The following is a 13,052-nucleotide window of genomic DNA, read 5'->3' on the forward strand; positions in this document are numbered from 1 at the left end:
AAGAATACGCCGGACGGCGGGACAATGAGGCCATGGCCGATCTCGACGCGCTGCGCACCCGTTTCAGCCACGCCCTGGAAGGGGTCCGGGGCCCCGGCGGCGGCCCCGACCCCGCGCCCTACGCCGACGCCCTCCTCGCCCGCTGGCAGGAGCCGCAGCGCCGCTACCACACGCTGACCCACCTCACCGACGTCCTCGACCGCGTCGACGTCCTCCAGGCGCACGCCGCCGACCCGGACGTCGTCCGGCTGGCCGCCTGGTTCCACGACGCCGTCTACCTCCCCGACCGCTCCGAGAACGAGGAGCGCTCCGCCCGTCTCGCCGAGCGCGCCCTCGCCGAGGCCGGCGCGCCCGCGGAGAAGACGGCAGAGGTCGCACGGCTCGTCCGGCTCACGGTCACCCACGACCCGGCCGACGACGACCCCGACGGCCGGGTCCTGTGCGACGCCGACCTCGCGGTCCTCGCCTCGCCGCCGTCCGCGTACGCCGCCTACACCGCCGCCGTCCGCGAGGAGTACTCCTTCGTGCCGAACGACGCCTTCCGGGCCGGCCGTTCGGACGTCCTGCGCCAACTCCTCGCCCTGCCACGGCTGTTCAGGACGCCGTACGGGAGCGAGCACTGGGAGGACACGGCCCGCTACAACCTGCGGGGCGAACTGGAACTGCTGGCCTCGTGACCGCCGCCGCGCACCTGCCCGCCGCCCCGCGCATTCCCGCCGGTCGGCTCACCCTCGTGGGCGTCTCCCCCACGGCCGCCGCGGGACTGCGGGCGGGCGGGGGCGGGGGCTTCGACTGGCTCGGGGGCTCCCCGTTCGAGGGCACCCGGGACGCCGCCGGAATGCTGACCACCGCGTACGCGGCCGGCGTGCACCGCCCCGAGTTCGGCCTGTACGTCCTCGTACGGCGGTCGGACGGCCGGGCCGTCGGCAGCATGGGCTTCCACACCGCTCCCGACGAGGACGGCCGCACGGAGATCGGCTACGACCTGGTCGAGGCCGCCCGCGGCCGGGGCTACGCGACCGAGGCGCTGCGCGCGCTCGCCGGATGGGCGCTGGCACGGGACGACGTACGACGCCTGTTCGCGGTCGTCGAACACGCCAACACCCCCTCGCGTGCCGTGCTCGAACGGGCCGGCTTCGTCCGGGTCGGCGAAGGCGAGGGTGAGTACGCGTATGAGCTGCGCGGGCGACCGCAGCTGGCGTAGCCGGGGCCGATCTTCGTCGCTTTGCCTCCCGGCGCACGCCCTCCGCTTCGGATAATTCCGACACGGTCGCGCCGCGCGCGGTCGCGCGCGCCGGGGGAATCGGGGGAACGACATGAGCACGGCCGGCCCGTCCACGCCACCCGACCCTCCCGACCCTCCCGACCCCCACCGGCTGGCCCGGCAGAGCGTGCGGTGGGCCATCATCGGGGTCGTCGTCAGCTCGGTGCTCGCCGTCGTGGGGATCTACCAGTCGTCCCACGGGGGCGGCGGAACCGGCGGCTCGAGCTCCGGTTCCGGCTCCGGTTCCGTTTCCGGATCGGTTTCCGGTTCCGTTTCCGGCGGCGACTCCGGTTCCGGCTCCACTTCGGGCGACGGCGGCACGGACGGCGCGACGGACGGCACCGCGCAGGGGACGTCCGACGGGACCACGGACGGCGGCGCCCCCGGCCCCTCCGACTCCGGTGGGACGTCCGACGGCGGCGCCGACGGCAGCTCCGGCGACGGCGGCGGCACGGACGACGACGTGAGCGACGGACTGACCGCCGACGAGCGCGCCCTGCGCGACACGCTCAACGCCGACCAGTGGTCGCGCGACAGCTGCGCGCACACCGAGTGGCGGGGCGCGGACGCCGCCCTGTACTGCACGGTGACCACGGTCGACCAGTACGGCGTCTCGGGCACCGGCAAGGCGAGCGTCATCATGTACGGGACCAAGTCCGACCGTGACGCCGTCTTCCAGTCCTACGCCGCCCGACTGCAGCCCGGCGACTGCGAGGCGCGGACCGACGCCTACGGCACCTGGCGCGAGAACAACACCGGCGACTCCGCCGGGGACGTCGTCTGCTTCCTGTCGGACACCGGGCAGTACGTCTTCCTCTGCTCGTACTACGACCGCCCCGCGCTGGTCCAGATCAGCGGCCCCGACCACACCAGCCTCGCGGCCTGGTGGCACACCATGGAACCGGTCTTCAGCAGCTGACGACGCCGTCGCCCCGGCCGCCGTCGCCCCGGCCGCCCTCGCCCCGACCACCGTCGCGGGCCTCGTCGCGGCTGGCGCCCTTGCGTCGGCGCAGGCCGGACTCCGTCAGCAGCCGCACCACCTCACGGCTGCTCACCTCGACCGCGCCGGCCGCCACCACCTCGGCGTAGCGGGGGGACGGGATGTCGTAGTGGTCGCGCTCGAAGGCCCGCCGCGGGACGCCCAACCGGTCGGCGAACGCCTGCAGTTCGGCGTACGAGACGTCGCTGACCAGGTGCGACCACATCCGGCCGTGACCCGGCCAGTTCGGCGGGTCGATGTAGACGGTCATGAGCGCCTCACGAGGACGGCCCGCCTCCCAGGGCCGACCCCAGCGAGCCCACCGAGGCGACCTTCACGCCCGCCTTGTGACACACCCAGTGCGGGTCGGGACCCAGTTCGGGCTCGACGTCGAGGGCGTGCGGGTCGCCGGAGCCGCAGACCGGGCACAGCGGCCAGCGCCCGTACCGCTCCAGCAGCGCGTCCTGCACGTCCTGCGCGACCAGACCGGCCACGAACGCCGCGCCGTCCGGCCACTGCTCGACCCACCAGCGGCGCTGCACGACCGAGTCCTCGACCATCGACACCACGTCCGCCGCGGCGACCTCGCCCGAGGCCAGGTCGGCGAGGACCAGGGCACGTGCCGTGTGCAACGTCTGTTCCAGAGGGCTGGTGGGGTCCATGCCCCTATTGTGCGCACTCCCGACCCGCCGCCGGCCAGAGAAACATGTTTCCTGTACCGCCGACGCCTCCCGCGCCATCACGCCGCCCGCGCGGGAACCCGGTAAATGTTGCGGGGCCCCCGACAACCTCGGGCCCCTGCCGACGAGAGAACCGGAATCGCCATGAACCCCAGTGCCGGCTCCCAGGATCTGCGCACCGCGCTCGACACCCTCACCACCGAGGCCTTCCGCCCCGACCTCGCCGAGATCGACCGCCTCCCCACCCTCGACATCGCCCAGCTGATGAACGCGGAGGACGCCGGCGTCGCCGCCGCCGTGGCCACGCAGCTCCCGCGCATCGCCGCCGTCGTCGACGCGACGGCGACACGGATGGCGCGCGGCGGACGGCTGGTCTACGCGGGCGCGGGCACCGCCGGACGGCTCGGCGTGCTCGACGCCTCCGAGTGCCCGCCCACCTTCGGCACCGCCCCCGGCCGGGTCGTCGGGGTGATCGCGGGCGGGCCGCAGGCCATGACCGTCCCCGTCGAGGGCGCCGAGGACTCCCCCGAGCTCGCCGAGGCGGACCTCGCGGCGCTCTCCCTCACCCCCGACGACACCGTGATCGGCGTCTCCGCCTCGGGCCGCACCCCGTACGCCGTCGGCGCGGTGCGCCACGCCCGCGCCCGGGGCGCGCTGACCGTCGCTCTGGCCTGCAACCCGGGCAGCGCGCTGGCCGCCGCCGCCGAGCACGCGATCGAGGTGGTGGTGGGCCCCGAACTGCTCACCGGCTCGACCCGGCTGAAGGCGGGCACCGCGCAGAAACTGGTGCTGAACATGGTTTCGACGATCACGATGATCCGGCTGGGCAAGACGTACGGGAACCTGATGGTCGACGTCCGCGCCACCAACGACAAGCTGCGCGCCCGGTCCCGGCGGATCGTCGCGCTGGCCACGGGCGCGGCGGACGACGAGATCGAGGCGGCGCTCGCGACGACGGACGGCGAGGTGAAGGCCGCGATCCTGGTGGTGCTGGCGGGGGTGGACGGGCCGGCCGCCGCCCGCCTTCTGGAGGAGTCCGGGGGACATCTGCGCGCCGCTCTCGGCGCGGCGGGCGACTGAGCCGCACGCTCGGGGGGTGCGCATCGACTCCTCCTCCACAGCCGCCGCGATCCTGCCCCTCGTGGGCGGCCCCGCGAACGTCGTCTCCGTCGCCCACTGCATGACCCGGCTGCGCCTGGACCTCGCCGACCCGTCCCGGGCGGACGAGGAGGCGCTGCGGGCGGTGCCCGGGGTGCTCGGGGTCGTCGTGGCCGACGGCGCCTTCCAGGTGGTCCTCGGGCCGGGCGTGGTGACGCGGGTGACGGCCGACTTCGAGAAGCTGACGGCCGCACACCGGGTCGCGGCACGCGGCGCCGGGCTGAGGGCGCGGCAGCGCGAGCGCGGCGCGACGCCGTTGAAGCGCGTCCTGCGCCGCCTGGCCGCCGTCTTCGTCCCGCTCGTCCCGGCTCTCGTCGGCTGCGGGATCCTGGCCGGCGTCAACGGCCTGCTCCTCAACGCGGGCCTGCTGCCGGGGCTCACGCCGGCACTGACCGCCGTAGCCTCCGGCTTCATGGCGCTGATCGCCGTCTTCGTGGGCCTCAACACGGCGAAGGAGTTCGGCGGGACACCGGTCCTGGGCGGCGCGGTCGCGGCGATCGTCGTGTATCCGGGGGTCGCGAAGGTGACGGCGTTCGGGGTGACGCTCGCTCCCGGACAGGGCGGCGTCCTCGGCGCGCTGGCGGCCGCGCTGCTGGCGACGTACGTGGAGCGGCAGTGCCGCGGCCGGGTCCCGGAGACGCTGGACGTGCTCCTCACCCCCGCGCTGACGGTCCTGGTCGCCGGCCTCGGCACGCTGTACGGGCTGATGTACGCGGCCGGCGCGGTCTCGGCGGCCATCGGGACGACGGCGAACTGGCTGCTGACGACGACGGGCGCGTTCGCCGGTCTCCTGCTCGGCGGGCTCTTCCTGCCGCTGGTGATGCTGGGCCTGCACCAGGCCCTGATCCCCGTCCACGCCACGCTCATCGAGCAGCAGGGGTACACGGTCCTGCTGCCGGTGCTGGCGATGGCGGGCGCCGGCCAGGTCGGCGCGGCAGCCGCGGTGTACGTCCGGCTGCGCGACCACGCGGTGCTGCGGTCGACGATCAGGTCGGCGCTCCCGGCCGGGCTGCTGGGGGTCGGCGAGCCGCTGATCTACGGGGTGTCGCTGCCGCTGGGCCGCCCCTTCCTCACCGCCTGCGCGGGCGGCGCGGCCGGCGGCGCCTTCATCGGGTTCTTCGCGACGCTCGGCGACCGGGTCGGGGCGACGGCGATCGGTCCGTCCGGCTGGGCCCTGTTCCCGCTGCTGGCGGGCGACCGGGGGCCGGGCGCCACGGCGGCGGTCTACGCGGGCGGCCTGCTGACGGGCTACGCCGTCGGCTTCGCCGCCACCTACCTCTTCGGCGGGGTCCGCGCAGCGGCCGCGGCCCTCTCCCGCACGACCACGGCCACGGCCACGGCCGGGCCCGTCCCGGCCACCCCGCCCGACGTGACGGCCATCTCGACCGACGCGGAACCCGATACCGCCACGACCGCCCCACCCGGCACAGCCACCCCGGCCCCGTGACCGACACAACCGCCCCGGAGACCCCACCCGACACGACCCGGCCACCCCGACCGCACGGCCGCCACGGGCACCCCGCCGGGCACGGCCGCCGGCGGGTTCGAGTCGGGGCGGCGGGGCGAACCGCTGACCCCGCCCACGCCCCGGGGCCGCCGCGGGCTCCGGTCGGTGAGAGCCGTCGTCCGGCGAGGGCCTTCGTCGGCGCGAGCCCTACCCTTGGGGCCATGAACCACGCCCAGCTCACCGCGCTCGGCCGTGCCCTGCGTGTTCTCGGCGAACACGGGGACGCCCTCAGCACCGACACCCCGGACGCCCGGCTGCACGAGGTCAAGGCCGATCTGCGGCGTGCGCTGGAGCTGCTGGACGACAGCGTGGTCGGCGCGGCCCCGACCACCCACTGTGCCGAACACCCGCATGGCCCGGTCGACAAGGCCGCCGCCGACCTGTGCCTGCTGTGCGAGACGCGCCGCCGGGCGGCCCGGCGCGCCGAGTTCAACGGCCCGCCGCCGCAGGCGCCCCCCACCGCCCCCACCCCTTCGCGGTACGGCACCCGCGCCGACCGCCCACAGCCCCAGCAGCGCTGGCTGGCGGAACTGTGGAACGGTCAGGAGTGGCAGCTCTGCGGAACACCGCGGCGGGACCGGCGCGAGGCAGAGCTGTACATCGCCGCCCTGCGCCGCGGGTCCCGCCCCGCAATGGCCTACCGGCTCGTGCACGAGTTCACCGACTACGAGGTCCTGCGGATCTGGGGCACCCCGGTGAAGGTCGACATCGAGCCGCTCGGCAACCTCTGAGCGACCTCGTTCCCCGCGGACGGCACCGCCGGGGGCGTCGAGCGCTCGTCGGCGCTCAGCTCAGGGTGCGCAGCGCCGCCGCGTCGTAGGGCTTCAGCTCGTCGAGACGGCCGCCGAGCACCTTGGCCGCCCACTCCGGGTCCTGAAGCAGCGCACGGCCGACGGCCACCATGTCGAACTCGTCGCGCTCCAGCCGGTCGAGGAGGTCGTCGATCCCCTTGACCGGGGCGCCCTCGCCCGCGAAGCCCCGGAGGAAGTCGCCGTCGAGGCCGACCGAGCCGACCGTGATGGCGGGCTTGCCGGTGAGCTTCTTCGTCCAGCCCGCGAGGTTGAGGTCAAAGCCGTCGAACTCGGGGAGCCAGTAGCGGCGGGTGGAGGCGTGGAAGGCGTCGACGCCGGCGGCGGCGAGCGGGGCGAGGAGGGCCTCCAGCTCCTCGGGGGTCTCGGCGAGACGGGCGTCGTAGGCGTCCGACTTCCACTGCGAGTAGCGGAAGATGACCGGGAACTCGGCGGAGACGGTCGCGCGGACGGCGGCCACGATCTCGGCGGCGAACCTCGTGCGGGCCACCAGGTCGCCGCCGTAGGCGTCGGTCCGGCGGTTGGTGCCGGCCCACAGGAACTGGTCGAGGAGGTAGCCGTGCGCGCCGTGCAGCTCGACGCCGTCGAATCCGATGCGCTCGGCGGCGGCCGCGGCCTCGGCGAACGCGCCGATGACGTCGTCCAGGTCGCGCTGGGTCATCGCCTTGCCGGTGCCCTCGGTGCCGTCCAGCCGGACGCCGGAGGGGCCGACGGCGGGCGCGTCCGCGTACGGCGGCTCACCCTGCTTGCGCACCATGCCGATGTGCCACAGCTGCGGGACGATCTTCCCGCCGCCCGCGTGCACGGCTTCGGCGACCTTCGCCCAGCCCGCGAGCTGCTCCGCCCCGTGGAACCGCGGAACCCGGTCGCTCTGCCCGGCGGAGTCGTGCCCGACGTAGGTGCCCTCGGTGACGATGAGACCGACACCGGCGGCGGCGCGCCGGCCGTAGTACGACACGACGTCGTCGCCGGGAACGCCGTCCGGGGAGAACATGCGCGTCATGGGGGCCATGACGATCCGGTTCGGGACGGTGAGTCCGTTGATGGACACCGGACGGGAAAGGATCTCGGCGGCGCGGGTGGCGGCGGGGGGCGTGATGCTCACGTGGGGGACTCCTCAGGACGACGGTGAACCGGCTGGTATGTGCACACGCATCGAGTGCGCTCCCCACGGAACGCCCCCGACCCCCCGGCCCATTCCACCCCCTGCGAACCCGAGCCTGTGATCCCGGCCACGCGCCTGCTACGGGACAGAGCCGCGCTCCACCACCCATTCCGTGGACTGACCGGTGATCTCGGCAATTCCGTCGTAGTCGGCGTCGTAGTGCAGCACCGTCACGCCATGCCGCGTGCCCTCCCGGAACGGCCGTCACGGTTGCGCCGTCGGACCCGCTCAGCACCTCGTCCGCGGACGCCTCCCCCACGTCCTCCGGCGGGCAGTCCCACTCCCGTCCGCCGCCCACCGGCCGCAGCACCACCGCGCCCTCCGAACGCTCCATGACCTCGCCGATCCGGCCGCTGCGCGTGTCCAGGACGTACCTCACGCCTCGCCCCCCGCCCGGCGCAGGGCTGCCGCGATGCGCGAGGCCACGCCCAGGTTGCAGCGGCCCAGATCGATCAGGGCGTACGGGTCACCGTGCGCGCCCGACACCGGGTCGATCCGCAGCGACGGCAGGACGATCCCCACCTCGCCCAGCGCGGCCCGCAACTGCTCGACGGCCTCCTGGACCGTCCGCGCGGGCCGGTCACCCGTCCTCGTCTCCACCATGCCCATCCCTCCACGCTGAGTGTTCCCGTTCACCACACAGCGTGGCCGACCCGCCTCTAGCCTGGCGAGATACGGCGTCCCAACAACCGCATCTGTAGGACCAGGGGGTATCCGTGTCCGGCCCGAAGGACCTCGACCCGTCATCGTCGCCACGCGCCCTGCTGGGAGCGGAACTGCGGCACGCCCGCGAGCGCGGCGGGCTCAGCCAGTCCGACCTGGGCGAACCCCTCTTCGTCAGCGGCTCGTTCATCGGCCAACTGGAGGCTGGCACACGGCGGATGCAGCTCGAATACGCCGTCCAGATAGACGAGATCCTGGGCACCGGCGGGTTCTTCGAACGCAACTGCCGGGCGCTGGCCAAGTCCAAATACCCGGATCACTTCGCGGAGGCAGCGGAGGCGGAAGCGATCGCTACGGGGATCAAGCAGTACGCGCAGCTTTTGATTCCCGGCCTGCTGCAGACCAGAGCGTACGCGGAGGCCGTCTTCCGCGCGTACAGACCGACAGCCCAGGACGCCGCGATCGACGAGTTGGTGGCCGCCCGCCTCGAACGGACGCACCTCCTCGACGATCCAACAACGCCGTTGTTGTGGGCGATCCTCGACGAGTCGGTGCTCCGCAGGGTGGTCGGCGGCCGGGCGGTGATGGCCGAGGCAATCCGCCATGTGCTGGCCCTCGCCCGGCAGCGGCGGATCATCGTGCAGGTACTGCCGTTCGACGCAGGGGCGCATGCGGCGATGGACGGCCCTTTGAAGCTCATGGAGTTCGAGGAAGCGCCGCCGCTCTCGTTCGTGGAGGCACCCGACATGGGAAAACTGCTCGACGACCCGGCCACCGTCGCCCGACACACCCTGATGTTCAACCTCCTCCAGGCTGCGGCACTTTCGCCGCAGGATTCCCTGGCCCTGCTGGAGTCGGTGGCGCAGGATTACGAGCATGGAGAACAGCACCTGTGAGTACGACTTGACCACCGTCACCTGGCACAAGTCCAGCTACAGCGGCGGCCAGGGCGGTGACTGCCTGGAGGTCGCCCTCGGCCACCCCGCCCTCATCCCCGTCCGGGACTCCAAAACCCCCCTCGGCCCGAAGCTCGCGTTCCGGGCCGAGGCGTGGGCGGCGTTCGTGAAGAACCTCAAGGTCGGCTGACCCGCACCGCCCCCGAGGCTCAAGCGTCCAGCTCCGAGCCCTCTTTGCTCGGATTGGGTGGAGGGTCTCAACCCACCCACCCTCCCCGCGAGTTGACACGGAGCGACCGATTTGCCACGGACGGTCACCACGCTCTAGCGTGCGGACAACGAAACAGCCCCCGCCAGGCGCTACCAACACCTGCGGGGGCTTGACCTACTAGATCGATCGAGACTCGACCTGTGGCTGCTGCCAAGCTTAGTACTGACCTCCCGCCCGCGCACGAACTCCCGCACCCGATGGCCAATCCGGGTTACGGAAAGCGCGCCGCCCCGGGACAACTCCCTCGCACCAAGCACGACTTCGCGCACCTCCCGCCCCGCGAGGCGGCCATCGCCGCGTACCTCGACCGCCTCCCCGACGGCACCGACATCTCCGTGAAGACGCTGGCCAAACAGCTCCCGTACGGACAGTGCGCCCTCCGCACCGCCCTCAACCGCATCCAGCAGGCCGGGCATCTGAGGCGGGGCCGGGAGCGGATGGAGACGGCCTCGGGCGAATTCCGCTGGATCACCCGAACGTGGTTCACCCGTACCGCACGTGACGACGGCTGGTGGGTGACGTTCACGCGAGGGGGCGTACCGGAAGACGCCCCGGAACCCGAGCGGGCCCCGCCCGCCACCCGCTCCCGGGCCCACATCCTCCTGGCCGCCCTCGGCCGTACCGCCCCCGTCCTCTCCCTCTCCGCCGCCGACTGCGCGCAGCTCGCACCGCTGGTGGAGGAGTGGTTCGCGCGAGGAGCGACGGAGGAGACGCTGCGCACCGCCCTCACCGCCGGGCTGCCCACCCCCGTCCACAGCCCGGCGGCCCTGCTCCGCCGCCGTCTGACGGACAAACTCCCACCGGAGCGACCCGCCCCGCGCCCACCCCGCCGGATGCTGGAGTGCGCGGAGTGCCGAGTGCCGGGACAGCCGGAGGCCCTGCCGCAAGGCGTGTGCGGCGGCTGTCGCGGCGAGCGCACACCCACACGCCCGGGCGTGCTCCTGCCCGCCTCCGCGATCCACACCCGTGCGGGGGAGATCCGGGCTGCCATGTCGCTGAAGAAACGACAGGAGAGGACACCCGTATGACCGCTCCTACCGTCCGACATCACCACACCAAGGCACGATGGAGGGGAGGAGGCGACGCCATGACCCCCAGCACCGCCGAACGCCCGCAGATGCCCTTCGAGGACTTCGAGGACCTCGTCGCAGTGGCTCCCGAGCATGTGCGGCTCGAATACGTCGATGGACGGGTCCGCACCAAGGACCCGCTCAGCGTCGAGGACTTCGAGGAACTGGCAAGCCGGGCACCGGAGACGGTCCGGCTGGAGTACATCAACGGAAAACTCGAGGTCAAGGCCATGCCGGACGGCAACCACGTAGAAAACTTCATGTGGCTGCTACGTCAGTGCATGCAGCAACGCCCCGAGCTGAACCTCGTGCCCGAGCGGGGCGTCAAGGCCGAGGCATACCGTAAGGGTCGCGCGATCACGGACGGCTTCCTCGCGCCCAAGGGCCATTTCAAGGGACACGGCAACTGGTCCAGGGCAGACGGCGCCCTCATGGCCGTGGAGATCACCTCCCACGACAGGGACACCGACCAGCGCGACCGTATCGACAAGCCTGTCGGCTACGCCGGGGCCGACATCCCCGTCTGCCTCCTCATCGACCGCGACGACAACACGATCGTCGTGTTCAGCGAGCCCAAGGACGGCCGCTACCAGCAGTCCGACCCCTACCCCTGGGGTGCCGTCGTGCCGCTTCCCGCTCCGGTGAGCGTCACCCTCGACACCGAAGAACTGAAGGAGTACGCCGACTGAAAAGCCCGAGGGCGGCACCCCAGCCGTAGCCGGGGTACCGCCCTCGGGCCGAAGGACAGTCGATCAACCGGAACCGGTCGATCAGAAGTCCATGTCACCGCCCGGCATGCCGCCGCCGGCGGGCGCAGCGGCCTTCTCCGGCTTGTCGGCGATGACGGCCTCGGTGGTGAGGAACAGCGCGGCGATGGAGGCCGCGTTCTGCAGGGCGGAGCGCGTCACCTTCGCCGGGTCGATGATGCCCTCGGCGATCATGTCGACGTACTCGCCGGTCGCGGCGTTCAGGCCGTGGCCGACCTGGAGGTTGCGAACCTTCTCCACGACGACGCCACCCTCGAGACCACCGTTGACGGCGATCTGCTTGAGCGGGGCCTCGAGCGCGATGCGCACGGCGTTGGCGCCGGTCGCCTCGTCACCCTCGAGCTCCAGCTTCTCGAAGACGGCGGACGCCTGGATGAGCGCCACGCCACCACCGGCGACGATGCCCTCCTCGACGGCGGCCTTCGCGTTGCGGACGGCGTCCTCGATGCGGTGCTTGCGCTCCTTGAGCTCCACCTCGGTGGCGGCGCCGGCCTTGATGACCGCGACACCGCCGGCGAGCTTCGCCAGGCGCTCCTGCAGCTTCTCGCGGTCGTAGTCCGAGTCGCTGTTCTCGATCTCGGCGCGGATCTGGTTGACCCGGCCCGCGACCTGGTCCGAGTCGCCGGCACCGTCGACGATGGTCGTCTCGTCCTTGGTGATGACGACCTTGCGGGCCTTGCCGAGCAGGTCGAGGGTCGTGTTCTCGAGCTTGAGACCGACCTCCTCGGAGATGACCTCGCCGCCGGTGAGGATGGCGATGTCGTTCAGCATCGCCTTGCGGCGGTCGCCGAAGCCCGGGGCCTTGACCGCGACGGACTTGAAGGTGCCGCGGATCTTGTTGACCACCAGGGTCGACAGGGCCTCGCCCTCGACGTCCTCGGCGATGATCAGCAGCGGCTTGCCGCCCTGCATGACCTTCTCGAGGAGCGGCAGCAGGTCCTTGACGTTGGCGATCTTGGAGTTCGCGATCAGGATGTACGGGTCGTCGAGGACGGCCTCCATACGCTCCATGTCGGTGGCGAAGTACGCCGAGATGTAGCCCTTGTCGAAGCGCATGCCCTCGGTGAGCTCGAGCTCCAGACCGAAGGTCTGCGACTCCTCGACGGTGATGACGCCTTCCTTGCCGACCTTGTCCATCGCCTCGGCGATGAGCTCGCCGATCTGGGTGTCGGCGGCGGAGATGGAGGCCGTGGAGGCGATCTGCTCCTTGGTCTCGACATCCTTCGCCTGCTCGAGCAGGGCGCCGGAGACGGCCTCGACGGCCTTCTCGATGCCGCGCTTGAGGGCCATCGGGTTGGCGCCGGCGGCTACGTTGCGCAGGCCTTCCTTGACGAGGGCCTGGGCGAGGACGGTCGCGGTGGTCGTACCGTCACCGGCGACGTCGTCCGTCTTCTTGGCGACTTCCTTGACCAGCTCGGCGCCGATCTTCTCGTACGGGTCCTCGAGCTCGATCTCCTTGGCGATGGAGACACCATCGTTGGTGATCGTGGGGGCGCCCCACTTCTTCTCGAGGACGACGTTGCGGCCCTTGGGGCCGAGCGTCACCTTGACGGCGTCCGCGAGCTGGTTCATGCCGCGCTCGAGGCCGCGCCGCGCCTCCTCGTCGAACGCGATGATCTTGGCCATGTGAAGTGGTCCCTCCAGGACTGGGGGTGATTCCTTCGGACCGCGCCCGCGCCCGCGACGGACGGCTCGCCGGCCGGGTGGTTCCTTGCCCCACCTGGCCTGCGGGCCTCACCGACCCGGTCCTTCGTTGTCACTCTCACCTTCAGAGTGCTAACGCCAATGATTAGCACTCGCCCATGCCGAGTGCAAGCGCCTCG

At 72.3% G+C, this 13,052-nt stretch carries 14 protein-coding genes and 1 pseudogene; 10 read left to right on the plus strand and 5 right to left on the minus strand.

All coding sequences use genetic code 11. The features are described from left to right. Window positions 1-32: 32 nt before the first annotated feature. From QA802_RS19185 to QA802_RS19195, 3 genes and pseudogenes are all read left to right on the plus strand, one after another. Entirely contained in the window at window positions 33-677 is a 645-nt protein-coding gene (locus tag QA802_RS19185; RefSeq protein ID WP_334524201.1) for an HD domain-containing protein, read from the plus strand. Between the two features lie 32 nt (window positions 678-709). Then, window positions 710-1,204 (plus strand): annotated as a pseudogene (locus QA802_RS19190) (GNAT family N-acetyltransferase); the annotation flags it as partial. Between the two features lie 112 nt (window positions 1,205-1,316). Then, a complete protein-coding gene (locus tag QA802_RS19195) occupies window positions 1,317-2,183 on the plus strand; it encodes a hypothetical protein (protein WP_334524204.1) in 867 nt (288 codons plus the stop codon). Here the strand turns inward: QA802_RS19195 and QA802_RS19200 are convergent. Beyond that, on the minus strand, window positions 2,173-2,514 hold the full coding sequence (locus QA802_RS19200; RefSeq protein WP_334524207.1) for a DUF4031 domain-containing protein: 342 nt from the start codon (window positions 2,512-2,514) through the stop codon (window positions 2,173-2,175). The genes QA802_RS19195 and QA802_RS19200 overlap by 11 nt on opposite strands. 7 nt (window positions 2,515-2,521) lie before the next feature. Then, window positions 2,522-2,905 carry a DUF8819 family protein gene (locus QA802_RS19205; RefSeq protein WP_319170447.1) on the minus strand — a complete coding sequence of 128 codons (384 nt, stop codon included), beginning with the start codon at window positions 2,903-2,905 and terminating at the stop codon, window positions 2,522-2,524. Window positions 2,906-3,067: 162 nt separating this feature from the next. Here QA802_RS19205 and murQ point away from each other — a divergent pair, with 162 nt between their 5' ends. From murQ to QA802_RS19220, 3 genes are all read left to right on the plus strand, one after another. Then, complete coding sequence (gene murQ, locus QA802_RS19210) at window positions 3,068-4,003, plus strand: N-acetylmuramic acid 6-phosphate etherase (protein WP_334524209.1); 936 nt, start codon at window positions 3,068-3,070, stop codon at window positions 4,001-4,003. Window positions 4,004-4,019: 16 nt separating this feature from the next. After that, entirely contained in the window at window positions 4,020-5,528 is a 1,509-nt protein-coding gene (locus QA802_RS19215; RefSeq protein WP_334524211.1) for a PTS transporter subunit EIIC, read from the plus strand. A 221-nt stretch (window positions 5,529-5,749) separates the two neighbouring features. Then, window positions 5,750-6,319 (plus strand): hypothetical protein, encoded by a 570-nt coding sequence (locus QA802_RS19220; protein ID WP_334524214.1) that lies wholly within the window; start codon window positions 5,750-5,752, stop codon window positions 6,317-6,319. A gap of 55 nt (window positions 6,320-6,374) precedes the next feature. Here the strand turns inward: QA802_RS19220 and QA802_RS19225 are convergent, their stop codons facing one another. Continuing rightward, window positions 6,375-7,502 carry an NADH:flavin oxidoreductase gene (locus QA802_RS19225; RefSeq protein WP_334524217.1) on the minus strand — a complete coding sequence of 376 codons (1,128 nt, stop codon included), beginning with the start codon at window positions 7,500-7,502 and terminating at the stop codon, window positions 6,375-6,377. Between the two features lie 435 nt (window positions 7,503-7,937). Continuing rightward, entirely contained in the window at window positions 7,938-8,165 is a 228-nt protein-coding gene (locus QA802_RS19235; protein WP_334524220.1) for a hypothetical protein, read from the minus strand. Between the two features lie 113 nt (window positions 8,166-8,278). Between QA802_RS19235 and QA802_RS19240 the strand changes: the two genes are divergently transcribed. The 4 genes from QA802_RS19240 to QA802_RS19255 all read left to right on the plus strand — a co-directional run bounded on the left by QA802_RS19240 (window position 8,279) and on the right by QA802_RS19255 (window position 11,151). After that, window positions 8,279-9,121, plus strand: coding sequence for a helix-turn-helix domain-containing protein (locus QA802_RS19240; RefSeq protein WP_334524223.1), 843 nt, complete (start codon window positions 8,279-8,281; stop codon window positions 9,119-9,121). Further along, window positions 9,102-9,311, plus strand: coding sequence for a DUF397 domain-containing protein (locus tag QA802_RS19245; protein WP_334524225.1), 210 nt, complete (start codon window positions 9,102-9,104; stop codon window positions 9,309-9,311). Before QA802_RS19240 ends, QA802_RS19245 begins: the two co-directional genes overlap by 20 nt. 278 nt (window positions 9,312-9,589) lie before the next feature. After that, complete coding sequence (locus QA802_RS19250) at window positions 9,590-10,420, plus strand: hypothetical protein (RefSeq protein ID WP_334534745.1); 831 nt, start codon at window positions 9,590-9,592, stop codon at window positions 10,418-10,420. A gap of 59 nt (window positions 10,421-10,479) precedes the next feature. Continuing rightward, the gene (locus QA802_RS19255; RefSeq protein WP_334524227.1) at window positions 10,480-11,151 is read left to right on the plus strand and encodes a Uma2 family endonuclease; all 672 of its coding nucleotides are present in this window, start codon (window positions 10,480-10,482) and stop codon (window positions 11,149-11,151) included. Between the two features lie 81 nt (window positions 11,152-11,232). Here QA802_RS19255 and groL read toward each other — a convergent pair whose 3' ends face one another. Then, window positions 11,233-12,855: a chaperonin GroEL gene (groL, locus tag QA802_RS19260; protein ID WP_107443349.1), complete on the minus strand. Its 1,623-nt coding sequence runs from the start codon at window positions 12,853-12,855 to the stop codon at window positions 11,233-11,235. Window positions 12,856-13,052 lie beyond the last annotated feature (197 nt).

The organism is Streptomyces sp. B21-105 (genome assembly GCF_036898465.1).
Lineage (GTDB): Bacteria > Actinomycetota > Actinomycetes > Streptomycetales > Streptomycetaceae > Streptomyces.